Raw genomic sequence first — 17,460 nt, forward strand, 5'->3', positions numbered from 1 at the left:
GACAAAGATCAATGAGGAGCCGGCCTTTGGCTGTGGAAATGCGCCTGAGGCGACACCCTCGCCGTTTGGAAATGCCTGGACCAGGAGATCGATCATGAGCTGGGCGAGAATCATGGCGCCGCTGGCCGGCGCGCCGACCGACCGGGGCCTTCTGGAGTCCGCCCGGGTGCTGGCCGAGGGCTTCGACGCCGAACTGGCCTGCGTCCACGCCCCGGCCGACATGGCCGACCTGATGCCATGGATGGGGGAGGGCTTCATGGGCGGGGTGCAGGTCACGGCGCTGGAGAGCCTGAAGGAGGCCGCCGTCGAGGGCCATCGCGCCGTCGACCGGCTGGTGGCCGAGCTGGGCTACGCCCGTAGCCGGGCGATCAGCCTGGACTCGCCGGTCTGGGCCGGCCTGGCCATGGAAGGGCGCCTGTCGGACGTGATCGTCTTCGACAGCGCCGCCGCCCGCGGCAAGGGGCCGCTGGCCGAGTCGTTCCAGCAGATGATCGCCGACGAGCAGCGACCGGTGATGGTGGCGCGGCCGGGCCTGAAGGTCGGCGGCACGGTCCTGGTGGCGTGGGACGGCGGCAAGGAGGCCAGCCGCGCCATGCGCACCGCCCTGCCGCTGCTGCAGAAGGCCGCCATGGTGGTGGTGGCCGGCGCGCCGGGCGCCTCATCGCGCAATTTCGCCCTGGAGCGCCTGGTCGAGTTCCTGGCGGCGCGCGGCGTCACGGCCACGACCAAGGTCCTGGACGGGACGGGCAACGACGCCGCGACCCTGCTGCTGGGGGCGGCCCGGGAGGTCGGCGCCGACGTCATGGTGGCCGGCGCCTTCGGCCATCCGCGCCTGCAGGAATTCATCTTCGGCGGCACCACCCGCAGCCTGCTGAACAGCGACGGCCCGTCGCTGTTCCTGTCCCACTAAGTTGTTGTTCAACAAGAAGAAGGAGGGCGTGAAATGTCCCTGTCCCGCATCGTCATGCGTCTGGCCCGCAATCCCGGCACCGAGTTCGCGGGGGGCGACGACCATCGCGGCTACGCCCTGACCGCGCCGCTGACCGAGGACGGCCACCTGGACGCGGCCGCCTACGCCAAGGCCAAGGACGAGTGCGTGGTGCGCCGCTTCGCGCCGGACGAAGACGCCGCCGACGGCCGGCTGAACCGTCGCGGCGAGCGCTGGTTCTTCGACTATGACGAGGACGTCGAGCTTGATGACGAGCCCGTGCACCGCCTGGGCCAGCACCGCTTCGCCCTGGGCGAATACGTCACCGTCACTGACGACGAGGGCCGGCCGCTGACCTACAAGGTGATGGAGGTGACGCCGGTTTGAGGGACTTCGTACCAGCGCCCCTCCCTTTGAGCCGTCATTCCGGGCCTTGTGCCCGGAACCCCTGGTTCAGCAGACGGTGAAGCGCCTTGGCGCGCCGGCGCGCCACCCTTCCGCACCTGCGGCGGATAAAGGGGTTCCGGGCACAAGGCCCGGAATGACGGTATTGAGAGATGGGATGCTTTTCCGATGGCTCAAACTCGGTAGGCCTCACCCCCCGACGTTGCGCCTCACCAGGGTCTTCATGTCCTCGAAGATGTCGTGGTCGCTGCCGTCGCGGCCCTTGGCCTTGACCACGGCCACGGCCAGCGGGCCGCCCTTCGGGCCGCGGGCCTCGTAGCCCACGACGCGGTAGCCGCTGGCGGCCTTGTCGCTGGCCAGGATCAGGGTGGCGCGCACGCCGTCGCCACGCCGGCGCTGGCGGATCTGGGCGCCGTCGTCGGTGGCGTGGATGTCGACGTCGCCCTCTTCGTCGTTGCTGGACTTGACGCTGACATTGGCGGCGCCGCCGCTGGCGCGCTCGCTGACCTTCCGCGTCGTCTGGCCGTCGCGGACGGTGACGTTCTTGGCGACCTTGACCTCGGCCGTGTCGTCGTTGGCGTTGATGGTCAGGCCGCCGATCTTGATGTCGGCGCCCTTGTCGTGGGCGTCGATCCGGATGCCGGGCAGGCTGATCCGGGCGCTGTCGCCGCGCGGCTTGCCCCCGGGCGTCGGCGGCGTCGGCGGCGACTTGATGGCGGGCATCAGGGTCTTCAGGTCGGTCTCGATCGGCGCCAGGGCCGCCTCGGCGTCGCCGCCGTTCAGGGCCACCAGCTTGAGCGTCACCTCGGCGTTCTGGCCGGCATAGACGCAGGCCTGGCCGTCGGCGGCGGCGCTGACCCGGGTCAGTTCGCCCTGCCTGTCGGGGCAGTCGAGCCGGCTGATCGCCCGCAGCGGCTCGTGCTTGCCATATGGCTTGTGGTCCCTGTGGGCGACCTCGACCTTGGGCGAGCAGGCGGCCAGGGCGATCAGGCTCGCGGCGGCCAGCAGCGGCAGGTGTCGCATCAGAGGAATCTCCCGTTCGGCGCGAACCTGGGCTGGCGGCGCGGCAAGGTCCAATGAAATCGCGGTAAGGGCCTCATACCGTCGGCGGCTTCACCTGGGCGTTGATGGCTGTCAGCAGGTCGGCGGCCAGGCGGCGGACCGTCGCGGCGTCGCCGTTCGAATAGGTCACGCGCAGCTTGGCGAACCAGGGACCGATCTGCATCAGCCACAGGCCCTCGTTGCGGCCCTCCTTGTCGCGCCAGAACCGCCCCTGACGACGCGGGCCGCCTTCGGAGGCGGGATAGGGATCGGCCGCGTCGCCCACCGAGGGCGTGTGGGCCTTGGCCTGCTCGACATAGATGTCGAACACGCGGGACAGCGTGTACTGGGCGGGCAGTTTCGTCAGGTAGAGGGTCGCCGTCGCGGTGGCCGGGGACGACGCATAGCCGCAGCTGACGTCGCGGCCGCCCTGGGCGGCGTCGTAGACGGTCAGGCGGTCGCGCTTGAAGCCGTCGATCGCCCCGGGACACGTGAAACCCGAGGCTTGGTGCAGGGCCCCGCCGTCCGGCTGCTCGCGGAAGCTCTGGTTCTGCGGCGTCGCGCTGACGGCCGGCAGTCCCGGACCGGAGCCGGGCAGGGGCGTCGCTCCGGGCGTGGACTTGGGACCTTCGTAGGCGTCGGCCTGGACGTTGATCTGGATCCCCTTGGTCCGTTCGTCGCGGCTGACCAGCGGCGGGATCCGACCCAGCAGCGCCGCGGCGATGTCGGCCTTGAACGTCTCGTTGTCGGGAACGGACGGATACAGGCGCAGCGCCGAGGCGCCCGTCCGGGTGGAGATTCCCAGCACGTAACTGGCCTTGGCGGGAGGGACAGGACGTTTTTCGACCTCGGCCATGACCGCGGCGGTGATGTCGGCGAACGGGGCGACGAAGAAGATCGGCGCATCGGGGCTGGCGGTTCGGGCCATCAGGACCGGCGAAGCCGCCGTGGTCTCGAAGAGCGCGTAGGTCGCGCCGCCGGCCTCGAGACCGGCCTCGTCGCACTTGGGCTTGGCCTTCAGCAAGGCCTTGCGCTGAAGCGTCTTGTCGGCGATCGCCGGACCCAGGGAGATCAGGGTGACCAGATCACTCTGCATGTTGGTCGAGGGCATGACGATCGCCTGCACGGGCGGTCGCGGCGGGCAAGCCTCGCGCGCCGTCGCCGAAGTCGCCGCCATGGCCAGGCCAAGCGCGGTCCAAGCCCAGGATCTCATGTTGCTCGCTCCCCCAACTCGGCCAAAGGTTGGCCGAGCCGGGCGCGAACGTCCAGATGCAATCTTTCGGCGAGCCCTACTGCCCTGGCCGGAGCCCCGAGCCCTCGCGGCGGGCCAGGAAGGCCAGGCGTTCGAACAGGTGGACGTCCTGCTCGTTCTTCAGCAGAGCGCCGTGCAGCGGCGGGATCAGCTTGGTCGGGTCCTTCTCGCGAAGGACGGTTTCATCGATGTCCTCGACCAGCAGCAGCTTCAGCCAGTCCAGCAACTCGGAGGTCGAGGGCTTCTTCTTGAGGCCCGGCACCTTGCGCATGTCATAGAAGATCCGCAGGGCCTCGGCGACCAGCTTCTGCTTGATGCCCGGGAAGTGCACGTCGACGATAGCCTGCATCGTCGTTTCCTCCGGGAAGCGGATGTAGTGGAAGAAGCAGCGGCGCAGGAACGCGTCCGGCAGCTCCTTCTCGTTGTTGGACGTGATGATGATGATCGGCCGCACCTTGGCCGCGATCGTCTCGTTGGTCTCGTAGACGTAGAACTCGTTGCGATCCAGTTCCTGCAGCAGGTCGTTGGGGAACTCGATGTCGGCCTTGTCGATCTCGTCGATCAGCAGGACGGGCCGGACCGGGGCCTCGAAGGCTTCCCACAGCTTGCCCTTCTTGATGTAGTTGCGAACATCCTTGACCCGCTCGTCGCCCAGTTGGCTGTCGCGCAGCCGCGTCACCGCGTCGTACTCGTAGAGGCCTTGCTGGGCCTTGGTGGTCGACTTGATGTGCCAGGTCAGCAGGGGCGCGTTCATCGCCTTGGCCACCTCGTAGGCCAGGACGGTCTTGCCAGTACCCGGCTCGCCCTTGATCAGCAGAGGACGTTCCAGGGCCACGGCGGCGTTGACGGCCACCTTCAGGTCGTCGGTGGCGACGTAGTCGGCGGTGCCTTCGAAGCGCGAGCTCATTCGGTTTCCTGACGGCGGCTCCGGCGAGCCGCCTCGAACAGTTGTTCAAATCAGGGCTAACCTACAGACCAAGGGTCGGCCGGATCAAGCCGGCTTATCGTCAGTCCTCGTCATTCGGCTGGGTTTGCCCGGACGACGGCTTGCGATGCCGGCGGGCGACCGAGGGCGGGTCACTGGCCGGAAAGCTGTCCTCCAGTCCCTCTTCGAGCTGGTCATCGAGATCTTCGGCCGGGTCGTCGCTGTGAGCGTTCGGCGTGGCGTCGGGCATGGTCGCTCTCCTGTCGCCCGGCGGATTCGGGCGTCGAGCGATCCAGCTTCGACGACGACCCGCCAGTCTTGAAGGTCTCAGCTTTCCTTCGCGTAGCCGAGCGACTCGATGTCGTCTTCGGCCAGTTCGGTGGATTCGAAGTCGGCGGCGCTGTCGTCGTCGTCCGAGACGGAGTCTTCAAGGTCCTCGTCGTCGCCGGCGATGGCCGCCAGCGGCTCGCGCTCGATGTCCAGGCCCTCGTCGTCGCGTTCGCCCTCAAGGTCGTCGTCGATGTCCTCGAGATCCTCGTCATCGAGCAGGTCGTCGACGTCCTCGTCGTCGTCGTCCGCGTCGCCCTCGGCCTGGGTCACGTCGTAGACGTCGTCCAACTCGTCGAAATTGGCGATGTCTTCGCCGTCGTCCGTCAGGTTGGTTTCGTCCAGGGCTTCGGCGCCGTCCTGGTCGTCATAGTCGATGTCGGCGGGCATGGCGGGCTCCCTGAGGTCGAGAAGCGAGGGCGGCGCGCCCTCGCGGTCGCCGATTCAACCCGTCGTCCGCGACGATTGTTCCGTCGAGCGTCAGGCGAAGGGGAGGGCGTAGCCCTTGGCCAGCAGGCGCTGAGCCATCGCCTCGCGCTGGGCCGGCCAGTCCTGGGCCAGCAAGCCCATCCCCACCACGTCGGCGGGCGCTCCGTCCTTGATCACGTGGTGACGGAACAGGGCCTCGCGCTGGAAGCCATAGCGCTCGTGCAGCTTCCAGACACTCTCGTTGGACAGCAGCACCTCGCACCACAGCTTGTCGAAGCCCAGGATGCGGAACACGTATTCGATCACCCAGAACTCGATGTAGGAGCCCACGCCCAGGCCGCGCACGGACGGGCTGGCCAGGTAATAGGCCCAGGCGCAACGACGGTTTCGGGCGTCGATATCGGCCAGGTTGGCCAGGCCCACCGGCTCGCCGTCCACCTCGATCAGCCAGTAGCGTCGGCGGCGGTCGCCGGCCATGCCGTCGAACCAGCGGTCGTGCTCGGCCTGGCCGATCCTGTGGTCGGAATACATGAACGCCGCGACCTCGGGACTGTTGCGCCAGTCCAGCAGCCTTTGGCGGTCGGCTTCGATCACGTCGCGCAGGACGACGGCGTGCACGGGCTGAGTTGTCATATGCGGCGATCTCCCCCCAGGGCGGCCAGGTCCGGCCGGCTCCGCACGAAGGCGCGCACGTCGTCGGAGGTGAAGGCCGGATTGGCGGCGTAGAGTGCGTCGTACACGGCGCGGACGAAATCCAGGTCGTCGGGCCGGTCGACCGTCCAGCGCACCTCGCCCTCGTCCGGCGCCTGCTCCAGGCCCGCGATCCTGAAGCGGCTGGGATGGCGGTAGAGGAACGGCGTGACGTGCTCGTGGTCGTAGGGATCGACGGTCTGGTCGGCGGCGATCTTCAGCGCCACGGCCTCGAAGACCTCGACGTCCAGGCCCTTGGCGAAGCTTCGCCGGGCGGGCGTGTTGGAGGTGTAGTCGGCCCCCGAACGCTGATGGAGATCGAGGGTCTGGTCGATCAGGTCGGGATCGGCGAGCGGGCAATCGGCGGTCAGGCGCACGATCGTGCGGACCGGCCCGAAAGCCTCCATCGCGCCGATATAGCGGGCCAGCACGTCGTCCAGCGACCCGCGAAACACCGGAACGCCGGCGGCGATCAAGCAGACGGCCAGCGGGTCGTCGCTGGCCTGGTCCGAAGTGGCGACCACGATCCGGTTCAGCCGCGTGGCGCGCTGGAGCCGTTCGATCTGCCTGAGGATCATCGGCGCCCCGGCCACATCGGCCAGGACCTTGCCCGGCAGCCGGGTCGACGACATGCGAGCTTGAAGGATGGCGAGCGGCAAGGGCTTACTCGAGATTGGGACGGGACCTTAAAGCCCGAACGCCGGCGTTCGTCTAACGCTGAAATACGGTGTGCTTTTGGCGAAGCTTGTGGATCAGCCGGCGGGGAAGCGTTCGTGCAGGGCGGCGCCCACCTCCTGCATGGTCGGAGTCCAGTCGTTGAAGTCCGGCGTGATGAAGCAGCGGGTCTGCGGGTACCAGGGCCAGATCTCGGCGCCCAGACGGGTCCAGGACGCAGCCCCGGTCAGCATCCAGATCGGCGCCCCACAGGCTCCGCCCAGGTTGGTGGTGGCGTTCGAGAAGCCGACGATCAGGTCCATGGCGCAGCACAGGGCGGCGACGTCGTCCAGGTCCTGCTTCAGGTCGATGCCCGGCGGCCGCCAGATGTCGACGCCGAATTCCGCCTTGGCCAGGGCGATCTCCTCGTCGCAGTCGCCGTACTGCAGGTTGACGAAGGTGATTCCCGGCGTTTCCAGCACCGGCCGCCAGAGCATGAAGGGCGAGAACTGCCGGGCGCGTTCGCCGTTCAGTTTCAGGCTCTTCCACAGCAGCCCGACCTTGGGCCCCTTGGGCGCGTCCTCCAGCGTCCGCCGCCAGTGCGCCACCCGAGCCGGATCGGCCTCGAGGAAGTTCGGCCGGTTCGGGAACGCGGCCAGGCTGGGGCGGAAGGTTTCCAGCAGGTCGCCCATCGGGGTCCAGAGGTCGACGCCGCTCCAGTCCTCGATTTCCGGCGCGCCGCGATAGACGCGGCCCTCGTACGAGACCGTCTTGTGCGGGAAGACGTCGGCCTGGGGGAACGAGCGCCTGAACAGCGGGACCAGCCGCCGCTCAACGGCCAGGGTGAGCTTGCCGTCTGGCCCAAGCGCCTCGATCACGTCGGGCATCATGTTGGCGAACATGACCTCGTCGCCCAGGCCCTGTTCGGCGCAGATCATCAGCGACTTGCCGGCCAGGTCCATGCCCGGACGCCAGCGGGGCGCCTCGATCGTGAAGCGCGGGGCCTCGACCAGGTCCGTGGAGAACCGGGCCTCGTACGCCTTCCAGCCTTCCTCGACTCGCCCGAGGGCCAGCAGGATGGTCGCGCGGCCGAATTGCATGGTCGCCAGGTCCTCGGCCGATTCGACCGCGGCGATGGCCAGGTCGCAGTCGGCCAGGGCGCCCGCGACGTCGCCCAGGTCGAGCTTGGCGTAGGCGCGGTTGTGGTAGGCCTTGCCGAAATCCGGAGCCAGCCGCAGGGCCTCGTCGAAGAAGGTCACCGCCGTCTTGCCGTCGCCCAGGCTGCACATCACCGTGCCCAGGGTGTTCCAGAGCAGCGGCTGTTCGGGATTGTCGTTGATCGCCGGGCGCAGGACCTCGATGGCCTCGTCGCAGCGATTGAGGTCGCGCAGGGCGCAGGCCAGGTTGTTGACGCCTTCCAGGTCGCCTGGGCGGGCGTTGATGTAGTGCATGAAGAACTTGGCGGCGATCTCCGGCATGTCCATGCGGAAGGCCAGGCGTCCCAGGTCGCCGGCGACGGCGCCGTGGTCGGGCAGCAGCTTGAGCGCCACCTCGTAACAGCGCATCGAACCGGCGAAGTCGCCGATCTTTTCGCGGGCGATGCCCAGCACATGCCAGGCCACCCCCAGCTTGTCGTCCCGCTCCAGGGCCTCCAACGCCAGCTTCTCGCCGTGAGCGAAGTCCCGGTTCTGCATGGCATGGATGGACCGGGCCAGGAGCCGGGCGGTTTCCTGGTTGCGAACCTCGTTGGTCTGGCGATCCAGCCGCGCCAGGGCTTCGACCGAAGCCGCGTCGCCGACGGTCGTCTTGAAGCCGAAGTTGACGGCCTGGGCGACCGCTTCCTGGGCGATGGCCAGGGCGCTGGCTGAGATCTGGGTGTCGCGGACGCTGGACATCATTGAGGCCTTGGCGATTTCAGAGAGTCATCCTCTGGGTCAGTATGCTTAATTGTATCCTAAGCTGCGTCCCACGGTCGCAGGCTTGGCAAGGGGACGTTAACCGCCTCCGCCTAGCTTCTGGTTCGAAACCGTCATCTCGGCGGGTGGGGCGACACAGCAATGCAAAAGGGAGCGGCCCTGTGCCATTGAAGCTGTCGCTGAAACCCGGCGAGAAGTTCGTGCTGAACGGCGCGGTGGTCCAGAACGGCGACCGCCGCGGCGTGCTGGTGCTTCAGAACAAGGCCTCGGTGCTGCGTGAGAAGGACATCATGCAGCCCGACGAGGCGACCACGCCGGCGCGTCGGATCTATTTCCCGGTCATGATGATGTACCTGGATGAGTCCGCCGCCGAGCGTCAGTACGAGGAATTCGCCACCCGCCTGACCGAATTCATGGGCGTGGTGCGCAATCCCGAGGTGCTGAGCGACTGTATCGCCATCTCCAAGCACGTGATGGCGCGCGAATACTACAAGGCGCTCATGTTGAGCCGTAAGCTAATCGAATACGAAGATCAGAGGTTGGGGCATGTCTCTTAGGGCCTATCAACAGACGGCGACGCGGACCGAAAACCCGCGCGAGATGGAGTACCGTCTGTTCGGTCAGGTGACGCGCGCGCTGATGGCGGCGTCCGAGGCTCCGGCGGACGACATCGCCACGCGCATCGACGCCCTGGACTGGAACCGTCGCGTCTGGTCGGCCCTGGCGACCGACTGCTCGCTGCCGGAGAACACCCTGCCGGTGCAGCTGCGCGCCAGCATCATCTCGCTCAGCCTCTGGGTCGGCCGTCACTCCAGCGCCATCATGCGCAAGGAGGAGGATTTCGAGCCGCTGATCGAGATCAACCGCATGATCATGCAAGGCCTGGCCGGCCGCGCCGACGCGGCCTGACCCAGGTGAGGAGGGCGGCTTTCGCCCTCCGGCAAACCTTTCCGGAAAAACCTGCCGCCCGGCGAATTCTGCATTCGCCGGGCGGTTTCGTATCCGGCGAGATCTCTGGGAAAAATCAGAAAAATCAGCAGTTTAGAAATTTCTCCAAGGCGGCGCCAATTGGCCCGCCGCTTGCGATGGGTTCCGCGGGCAAAACGCCCGACCGGCAAAACGCCGGGGCAATCCTCCCAAAATGGCGAGAACCATCATGCTGAACTCGATCAACACCAATGCCGGCGCCATGATCGCGCTGCAAAACCTGAACGCCACCAACTCGGAGCTCCAAAGCACCCAACAACGCATCAACACCGGCAAGAAGATCTCCAACGCCAAGGACAACGGCGCGATCTGGTCGATGGCTAAGATGCAAAGCGCTACGTCGAGCTCGTTGAACGCCGTGAAGGACTCGCTCCAGCGCGGACAATCGACGATCGATGTGGGCCTTGCCGCTGGCGACACCGTCACCGACCTGCTCGGCAAGATGAAGGAAAAGGCCCTGGCCGCTTCCGACACCTCGCTGAACACCGCTTCGTTCAACGCCCTGGTTTCGGACTTCACCTCGCTGCGCGACCAGATCACCAAGGCTGTCACCAACGCCAAGTTCAACGGCGTCAGCCTCGTGGACGGCACCACCACCAAGCTGCAGTTCCTCAGCAACTCGGACGGTGTCGCTTACACGGTGAACGCCAAGACCCTGTCGCTGGTCGGCCTGGGTCTGACGGCGACGTCGACCTTCGCCAACGCGGCCGCGGCCAAGACGATGATCGCCACGATCACGACGGCCCTGACCACGGCGACGAACAAGTTGGCGAACCTGGGCACCAGCTCGACGGGCCTGGACATGCACCTGACCTTCACGGGGAAGCTGCAGGACAGCCTGGACGCGGGTGTCGGCAACCTGGTCGATGCGGACCTGGCCAAGGAAAGCGCCAAGCTGCAATCGCTGCAGACCAAGCAGCAACTGGGCGTTCAAGCCCTGTCGATCGCGAACCAGACGCCTCAGTCGATCCTTTCGCTGTTCAAGTGATCGGCGGCTAGGCTTCAAGAAGCGATCAAAGCCGGACGGCCCACAGGCCGTCCGGTCTTTCTTTTTTTTACGGCATGAGTTCGTCGACCAGTCCGAACTCAACCTGAATTTGCCCGGCATAATTTTCCCACCCCGCAAGACGGCCGGCAATTATTGCCGATCAAAATCATGGTAAATCAAAGTATAATCTAGATCTTTCAGGGGCTTGCCGATTTTTGCCCACTGGGCAGTTTTGGCCCGATCTTTGCTGCCTAGTTCTCCGAGCAAAATGCTCCCGGCTGTCAAAATGACGCCGGAACCCTTGAATAGGAACTGTCGCGATGCCGCTGAATAGCATCAACACGAACGCTGGCGCTCTGATCGCCCTGCAAAACCTGAACGCCACCAACAGCGAACTTCAGGTCACCCAGCAGCGCATCAACACCGGCAAGAAGGTCGGTAACGCCAAGGACAACGGCGCGATCTGGGCGATGGCCAAGAACCAATCGACCACTGCCAATTCACTGAACGCCGTGAAGGACTCGCTGCAACGCGGTCAATCGACCATCGACGTGGCCCTGGCCGCGGGCGACACGGTCACCGACCTGCTGGGCAAGATGAAGGAAAAGGCCTTGGCCGCTTCCGACACCTCGCTGAACACCGCCTCGTTCAACGCCCTGGTTTCGGACTTCGACAGCCTGCGCGACCAGATCACCAAGGCCGTCACCAACGCCAAGTTCAACGGCGTCTCGATCGCCGACGGCTCGACCACCAAGCTGGCCTTCCTGGCCAACTCGGACGGCACCCAGTTCACCGTCAACGCCAAGACCCTGTCGCTGGCCGGCCTGGGCCTGACGGCCACCTCGTCGTTCACGACCGCCGCCGCGGCCAAGACGATGATCAACACGATCTCGACCGCCCTGGGCACGGCGACCAACAAGCTGGCCTCGCTGGGCACCAGCTCGACCGGCCTGGACACCCACCTGACCTTCGTCGGCAAGCTGCAGGACAGCCTCGACGCCGGCGTGGGCAACCTGGTCGACGCCGATCTGGCCAAGGAAAGCGCCAAGCTCCAGTCGCTGCAGACCAAGCAGCAGCTGGGCGTGCAGGCGCTGTCGATCGCCAACCAATCGACGTCGTCGATTCTCAGCCTGTTCCGATAGGAACGAAGAAGGAGGCGGGTCTTCGGGCCCGCCTTCGCCTTTCTCTTGGGCTTTCGCGCAAGGGGAGGGGCCACTAGAGGCGCCGCCGCGAACCGGCCGCGATAGGAGTCATGGAAAACAAAGTCGCGTTGACGCCCATCATGCCCGAGCCGTCCACGCCCGCCGTGAGCGTCGCAACGACCCTCCCGGCCCATCCCGCGGTCGGTTTCTTGTCGCCAGGGGCCCTGGGCGCCGCGCCCAAGGAGGCGGCGTCGGTGGAGAAGCCCGCGACGGCCGACGGCCCCCAGCCAGGAGACCTGCGGCTGGTGATCGAGCAGGACAGCAAGACCGGCACCTATGTCTACAAGACGGTGGATCGCCGGACGGGCGACATCCTGCAGCAGTTTCCGCGTGAGGAGGTCCTGCGGTTCAAGCAGGCCGAGCACTACGATCCGGGCGAAGTCTTCGACGCCTTGACCTGAACGTCCGTCGAGCGGCCGTGCTCACCGCGACCTGGCGTCGCAGGTGAAACATGGTTTACGCGCGTTAACCATATTCTTACTCCCTCAGCCCCACTTTCACGGCCGACCTGCTCGGCCGCCGAATCGCGTCCCGAGCCCCACTGGCAAGAACCGCCGTTCGGAGACCGTGATGACGCTGAGCGTGAACACCAATCAGCCTGCGCTGATCGCCCTGCAAAATCTGAACAAGACCAACGACGAGATGTCGGGCGTGCAGTCCCGCATCAACACGGGTCTGGCGATCTCCACCGCCAAGGACAACGCCGCCGTCTGGTCGATCGCCCAGGATCAGCGCGCCGATCGCTCGGCCCTGAACGCGGTGAAGATGAGCCTGGACCGCGCGACCTCGATCACCGACGTGGCCCTGGCCGCCGGTGAATCGGTCTCCGACCTGCTGACCCAGATGCGCGAGAAGGTGGTCGCCGCCAAGGACACCTCGCTGTCGACCTCGTCGCGCACCGCCCTGAACGCTGACTTCCAGGGGCTGCTGAAGAACCTGACCCAGGTGATCAACAGCGCCACCTTCGACGGCGCCAACATCCTCAACGGCAGCGAGCCGACGAACATCACCTTCCTGGCCGACGCCGACGCCGCGACGGTCATCACGCTGAACCTGCAGAACCTGTCCCTGGGCGGTACGATCAACACCCTGACGGCGACCGACAACATCAGCACCATGACCCAGGCGACGGCGGTGCTGACCCGCCTGGACACCACGATGACCGCCGTGAACCAGGCGGTCGGGTCGATCGGCTCGCAAGCCAAGCAGATCGACGCCCACAACACCTTCGTCTCCAAGCTGAACGATGTGCTCGAGACCGGCGTGGGCAATCTCGTTGATGCCGACATGGCCAAGGAAAGCGCGCGGCTGCAGGCCCTGCAGGTCAAGCAGCAACTCGGCGCCCAGGCGCTGTCGATCGCCAACCAGGCGCCGCAGATCATCCTGTCGCTGTTCAGCGGCGGCAGCTAGGCTTGACGTCTTCGGCGGGCTAGACTCTCTGGCGCGACACGAGGGAGAATCGACCCGGTATGATCGAGCTTCGCGATCTGAGGGACGGCGACGAGGCGATCCTGTTCCAGTGGCGGGGCGAGCCGGAGGTCGACCGGTGGATGTCCGACGCGGCCTTTCCGAGCCGCGAGGCCCACGCCGCCTGGTTTCAGGCCCTGCGCTCCGATCCCGACATGCGCGGCTGGATGATCGTCCGCTCGGGCGAGCCCTCCGGCCTGCTGACCCTGACGGGCCTGCTCAGCCATCACCGCCGCGCCGGCTGGAACTGGTTCCTCGGCTCCGCCGAGGCGCGGGGCAGGGGCGTGGGGCGCGCCGCCCAGGTGCTGGGCCTGGATCGCGCCTTCGGCGAGCTGGGCCTGCACAAGGTGTTCGCCGAGGTCATGGCCGACAACGACGCGGCCCTGAAGGCCCAGGCGGCCTCCGGCTTTCGGCGCGAAGGCTATCTGCGCGGTCACGTGCTCAAGGACGGCGCGCCGCGCGACGTCGTCCTGCTCGGCATCCTGGCCGAGGAATGGAGCGAGCTGCGCGGCGACGTCCGGCGGTCCCTGACCGACGCTCACCTGATCGCCGCCTGATTCACACGTCTTAACGAAACGTCAGCGTTCCTCGCCGACACTCGGAATCAAGGGGCGTCGCGCGTCCCGATGGGACCCGCTGTGATCACTTTCGATTCCAGTCTGCTGCTCGGCTACTACCAGGCCAAGACCGCTGGCCTGGCCGCGAACGCGACCGCGTCGACCAGCAACGTCTCGTCCTCGTCTTCCTCGACGACCAAGGCCGTGCCCAGCGCGCCCTGGACCGGCGTCGCGAGCGAGCCCAGCGACCTGGTCAAGGCCGCCCTCAACGGCCGCAAGTTCGTCGACGAGGGCGCGGCGGTCGCCGCCGCCCCGACGATTTCGGGCGACTACAAGAAGCTGTTCGCCGCCTACCAGGCGCTCAACACCCTCTCGGCCATCGCCAATCGCTCAGACGAGAAGGGCGTGACCGACAGCGAAATCAAGCGGCTGCAGGCGGTGTTCAGCAAGGGGCTGAACGAGGTCAACAGCTACGTCCAGAATCTCAGCACCGACGGCATGCGCCTGACGACCGGCGCGGTCATGACCAGCGACAAGTCGACGGTCGGCGTGCCCAAGAGCAACTACACCTACGTCACCAACAAGATCTACAGCGGCCAGGTCGACGACGAGGTCCCCACCTTCAAGGGCGCCGTCAGCTTCACGATGAACGTCAAGAAGTTCGGCGTCGCCACCGACGTGGTCATGGACCTGTCCCAGATGGGCTCCACGCCGCGGACGATGGCCAATGTCGTCAGCTTCTTCAACGACAAGCTGGCCGCCGCCGGCTTCGACACCCAGTTCGCGGTCAACCGCACCGTGGGCGAGGAGCGCACCACCACCGTCAACGGCCAGACCGTCAAGCTGCCGGCCACCGGTGACGACTTCGCCCTGCAGGTGAAGGGCGACCTGACCGAGACCCTGACCTTCTCGGCCCCCGCGCCGAAGCCTGCGGTCTACATCACCACGGCGGCGGGCAACCCCGACCCCGACAAGAACACGACCACCGACGACGCGGTGATCGAGAACACCCTGACCAAGTACGGCCCCGGCGCGGGCGTCACGCCCGGAACCAAGGTGTTTTCCGACACGCTGGAGGGCACGGTCAGCACCGTCCACAAGACCATGACCGGGCCCGACGGCTCGCTTTACGTGTTGGCCGACGTCGACGGCGTCACCAGCACTCAGACCATCAAGGGCGACCAGGACGTCGCCCTGCTGAAGTACGACTCGTCCGGCAAGCTGCTCTACGCCCGCACCCTGGGCGCTTCCAACACCGCCACCGGCTACAACATGGCCATCTCCGACGACGGCCAGGTGGCGATCGCCGGTTCGGTGGCCGGCGGCCTTTCCGGCGCCACCAACGGCCCGATCAATTCCGATTCCGCCGGCACGATCACCGACAGCTTCGTCACCCTCTACGACGACAAGGGCGACGAGACCTGGACGGTGCGCCGGGGCGGCATGCTGGAGGACGAGGCCACCGCCGTGGCCTTCGGCGATGACGGCGTCGTCTATGTGGGCGGCCGCACCAAGTCGGACATTCCCGGCTCGGCCACCAACGCCTCGGCGGGCGGCTACGACAGCTACCTGACCGGCTTCGCCACCGACATCTCCGGCACGCCCAAGGCCCTGTTCACCACCCACTTCGGCAGCGAGAACGACGACACCGTCGCCGGCATCGTCGTCAACGGCGGGCAGGTGGTGGTCGCCAGCAAGGAGGGCAGCGAGGCGATGCTTCGCAGCTTCAACGTGGCGACCAGCGTCGTGACCGAGGACCGCACCTATCTGAACGACAAGGAAGTCTGGGTCACCGAACCGACCACCTACACCAAGGCGGCCACGTTCACGACCGGCGCCACCCGCGACCTGGGCACGCTGAAGGGCGGCAATATCGCCGGCCTGACGATCGACAACGGCCAGCTCTACATCGGCGGCTCGACCACCAACGGCGCCCTGGACGTCAACAACCAGACCAAGGCCGCCTCGGGCGGTTCCGACGGCTTCGTGGCTCGGATGTCCCTGAACCTGGCCGACAAGAGCCAGGACACCCTGGCCTATTACGGCGGGACGGGCGACGACACGGTCACCGGCATGGCGGTGTCCAACGGCCAGGCCTGGCTGGTGGGGTCGGCCGGCAAGGACCTGGCGGGCCAGCCGACCGTCGGCGACAAGGACGGCTATGTCGCCCAGATCGACGTCGCCACGGGCGCGGCGACCTGGGAGCAACGGCTGACCGGCAAGGACGGCTACGCGACCGCCACCTCGATCGCGGTCGACGCCTCCGGTTCCAGCGCGCTGGACATCTTCGGCATCCCGCGCGGCGAGATGGAGTTCACCCAGACCGACAAGATCGTCTCGGCGACGTCCGCGCGGGCGGGGGACACCTTCCAGGTCCGGACCCGGGCGCGCGGAACCCTGACCACCATCAAGATCGCCGCCGACGACACCCTCGACACCCTGGCCGACAAGATCCGCAAGGCCACGGGCTTCGCCGCCAAGGTCGAGTTCAGCAGCGTCGGCAACAATCGGACCCTGCGGATCAGCCCCTCCCAGACCACTTCCACGGTCGAGATCCTGCCCGGCAAGGGCGGCACCGACGTGCTGGAGTCGCTGGGGCTGAAGCCGGGCATCGTGCGCAACACCAAGACCGACCACGGCCAGACCGTCTCGGCCGACGGCAAGGGGCCGATCTACGGCTTCTCGCTGGATACGGGCCTGGACCTCACCGACGACGTCGGCCGCAAGGCGGCCGTGGCGGCCATGACCAAGGCCCTGTCGGCGGTGCGCACCGCCTATCGCGAGATGGCCGACACCGCCAACGGCGTGAAGCGGGCCGATGCGACGGCGTCCTCCGGCCATGTCGACGGCCCGGTCCCCGCCTATCTGACCAACCAGATCGCCAACTACCAGGCGGCGCTGAACCGCCTGACCGGGGGCGGCTAGGGCGCGTCAGCGCCATCCTTCGAAGGTCTCCCGAGCCTTCTTCGCGCCTGGACTTGAAAGCGTCATCGGCGCGTCGTAGCCAGGGATCATGGAACTTCTCAAAGATCGACGCGTGTTGCTGGGCGGCGGCGCGGCCCTGGCCCTGGTCGCGGGTCTCGGCATCGCCCTGGCCCTGATGCACGGCGCCAAGTCGCCGACCGAAGACCCGCCGGCTTCGCGCTCGGGCCTGATCGTCGAGACGGGGAGGGCCGACGACACCAAGCTCGACGCCAACCGCCCCCTGCGCTGCTTCGTCGGCGGCCAGTTCGTCGGCGAAACCACCCTGGCCGAGTGCGCCAAGAAGAACGGCGTGGCGACCGGAGCCCTGGATGTCGGCGTCGATGAAACCGGGGCCCTGGCCGCCGCCGACCAGGCGGGCCTGGTGCTGACGCCGCTGCCGCCGCCCGCCGAGACGCCCGCCGTCCCGGCGCCCGCCGCGACGCCGACCGTCTCGACCCCCGCCGTGTCCAGCGCGCCCCTGGCCGCCTGCTGGCGCTATGCCGGCGGCGAATGGCGCAAGCTGCCTGGCGAGATCACCGTCAATGCGTGCGCCCAGCAGATCTCCAGCGGCAAGTGCGAGAAGGCCGGGGGCGCCACCTACGGCCGCTGGGGCGACGAGACCATCCGCCTGGTGCCGGGCAAGGTCGAATCCTCGTCCGACAACCGCACCTTCCATCCGATCATTGATCTGGGGCCGAGCTGCTCCGTCCCGTCCGCCTAGAGAGAGC

At 67.1% G+C, this 17,460-nt stretch carries 19 protein-coding genes; 11 read left to right on the forward strand and 8 right to left on the reverse strand.

Going from position 1 to position 17,460, the window contains the following annotated elements; genetic code table 11:
- The first annotated feature begins 94 nt into the window (after nt 1–94).
- Both G3M57_RS11435 and G3M57_RS11440 read left to right on the forward strand, forming a co-directional pair.
- Complete coding sequence (locus tag G3M57_RS11435) at nt 95–910, forward strand: universal stress protein (RefSeq protein ID WP_163230587.1); 816 nt, start codon at nt 95–97, stop codon at nt 908–910.
- Nucleotides 911–943: 33 nt separating this feature from the next.
- Complete coding sequence (locus G3M57_RS11440) at nt 944–1,315, forward strand: hypothetical protein (protein WP_056752136.1); 372 nt, start codon at nt 944–946, stop codon at nt 1,313–1,315.
- Between the two features lie 207 nt (nt 1,316–1,522).
- On the opposite strand, the gene G3M57_RS11445 is transcribed toward G3M57_RS11440, so the two are convergent.
- From G3M57_RS11445 to G3M57_RS11480, 8 genes are all read right to left on the reverse strand, one after another.
- On the reverse strand, nt 1,523–2,356 hold the full coding sequence (locus G3M57_RS11445) for a hypothetical protein (RefSeq protein WP_163230589.1): 834 nt from the start codon (nt 2,354–2,356) through the stop codon (nt 1,523–1,525).
- A gap of 73 nt (nt 2,357–2,429) precedes the next feature.
- The gene (locus G3M57_RS11450) at nt 2,430–3,587 is read right to left on the reverse strand and encodes a hypothetical protein (RefSeq protein WP_163230591.1); all 1,158 of its coding nucleotides are present in this window, start codon (nt 3,585–3,587) and stop codon (nt 2,430–2,432) included.
- 76 nt (nt 3,588–3,663) lie between these two features.
- The gene (locus G3M57_RS11455; protein WP_163230593.1) at nt 3,664–4,533 is read right to left on the reverse strand and encodes an AAA family ATPase; all 870 of its coding nucleotides are present in this window, start codon (nt 4,531–4,533) and stop codon (nt 3,664–3,666) included.
- A 100-nt stretch (nt 4,534–4,633) separates the two neighbouring features.
- The gene (locus tag G3M57_RS11460) at nt 4,634–4,801 is read right to left on the reverse strand and encodes a hypothetical protein (protein WP_163230595.1); all 168 of its coding nucleotides are present in this window, start codon (nt 4,799–4,801) and stop codon (nt 4,634–4,636) included.
- Between the two features lie 77 nt (nt 4,802–4,878).
- The gene (locus tag G3M57_RS11465) at nt 4,879–5,268 is read right to left on the reverse strand and encodes a hypothetical protein (protein ID WP_056752146.1); all 390 of its coding nucleotides are present in this window, start codon (nt 5,266–5,268) and stop codon (nt 4,879–4,881) included.
- Nucleotides 5,269–5,358: 90 nt separating this feature from the next.
- Complete coding sequence (gene pseH, locus G3M57_RS11470; RefSeq protein ID WP_056752150.1) at nt 5,359–5,940, reverse strand: UDP-4-amino-4,6-dideoxy-N-acetyl-beta-L-altrosamine N-acetyltransferase; 582 nt, start codon at nt 5,938–5,940, stop codon at nt 5,359–5,361.
- Complete coding sequence (locus tag G3M57_RS11475) at nt 5,937–6,656, reverse strand: cytidylyltransferase domain-containing protein (RefSeq protein ID WP_056752153.1); 720 nt, start codon at nt 6,654–6,656, stop codon at nt 5,937–5,939. The genes pseH and G3M57_RS11475 overlap by 4 nt, the downstream gene beginning before the upstream one ends.
- A gap of 93 nt (nt 6,657–6,749) precedes the next feature.
- Nucleotides 6,750–8,546: a tetratricopeptide repeat protein gene (locus G3M57_RS11480; protein ID WP_163233702.1), complete on the reverse strand. Its 1,797-nt coding sequence runs from the start codon at nt 8,544–8,546 to the stop codon at nt 6,750–6,752.
- Nucleotides 8,547–8,728: 182 nt separating this feature from the next.
- Here G3M57_RS11480 and flbT point away from each other — a divergent pair, with 182 nt between their 5' ends.
- The 9 genes from flbT (at nt 8,729) to G3M57_RS11525 (ending at nt 17,453) form a co-directional block, all read left to right on the forward strand.
- Nucleotides 8,729–9,124 carry a flagellar biosynthesis repressor FlbT gene (flbT, locus tag G3M57_RS11485; RefSeq protein ID WP_056752156.1) on the forward strand — a complete coding sequence of 132 codons (396 nt, stop codon included), beginning with the start codon at nt 8,729–8,731 and terminating at the stop codon, nt 9,122–9,124.
- Nucleotides 9,114–9,476 carry a flagellar biosynthesis regulator FlaF gene (gene flaF, locus G3M57_RS11490; RefSeq protein ID WP_029589244.1) on the forward strand — a complete coding sequence of 121 codons (363 nt, stop codon included), beginning with the start codon at nt 9,114–9,116 and terminating at the stop codon, nt 9,474–9,476. Before flbT ends, flaF begins: the two co-directional genes overlap by 11 nt.
- Nucleotides 9,477–9,720: 244 nt before the next feature.
- Nucleotides 9,721–10,542, forward strand: a complete 822-nt coding sequence (locus tag G3M57_RS11495; RefSeq protein WP_056752218.1) for a flagellin — start codon at nt 9,721–9,723, stop codon at nt 10,540–10,542.
- 320 nt (nt 10,543–10,862) lie between these two features.
- Nucleotides 10,863–11,684: a flagellin gene (locus G3M57_RS11500; protein ID WP_163230597.1), complete on the forward strand. Its 822-nt coding sequence runs from the start codon at nt 10,863–10,865 to the stop codon at nt 11,682–11,684.
- Between the two features lie 110 nt (nt 11,685–11,794).
- A complete protein-coding gene (locus tag G3M57_RS27455; protein ID WP_244322626.1) occupies nt 11,795–12,145 on the forward strand; it encodes a FlaG family protein in 351 nt (116 codons plus the stop codon).
- Between the two features lie 169 nt (nt 12,146–12,314).
- Nucleotides 12,315–13,154 (forward strand): flagellin, encoded by an 840-nt coding sequence (locus G3M57_RS11510; protein ID WP_056752159.1) that lies wholly within the window; start codon nt 12,315–12,317, stop codon nt 13,152–13,154.
- Between the two features lie 59 nt (nt 13,155–13,213).
- A complete protein-coding gene (locus tag G3M57_RS11515) occupies nt 13,214–13,768 on the forward strand; it encodes a GNAT family N-acetyltransferase (RefSeq protein WP_056752162.1) in 555 nt (184 codons plus the stop codon).
- 81 nt (nt 13,769–13,849) lie between these two features.
- Nucleotides 13,850–16,693 (forward strand): hypothetical protein, encoded by a 2,844-nt coding sequence (locus G3M57_RS11520; RefSeq protein ID WP_163230599.1) that lies wholly within the window; start codon nt 13,850–13,852, stop codon nt 16,691–16,693.
- 88 nt (nt 16,694–16,781) lie between these two features.
- Nucleotides 16,782–17,453 carry a hypothetical protein gene (locus tag G3M57_RS11525; RefSeq protein ID WP_056752164.1) on the forward strand — a complete coding sequence of 224 codons (672 nt, stop codon included), beginning with the start codon at nt 16,782–16,784 and terminating at the stop codon, nt 17,451–17,453.
- Nucleotides 17,454–17,460 lie beyond the last annotated feature (7 nt).

It is taken from the genome of Caulobacter rhizosphaerae, from assembly GCF_010977555.1.
In the GTDB taxonomy this organism is placed as follows: domain Bacteria; phylum Pseudomonadota; class Alphaproteobacteria; order Caulobacterales; family Caulobacteraceae; genus Caulobacter; species Caulobacter rhizosphaerae.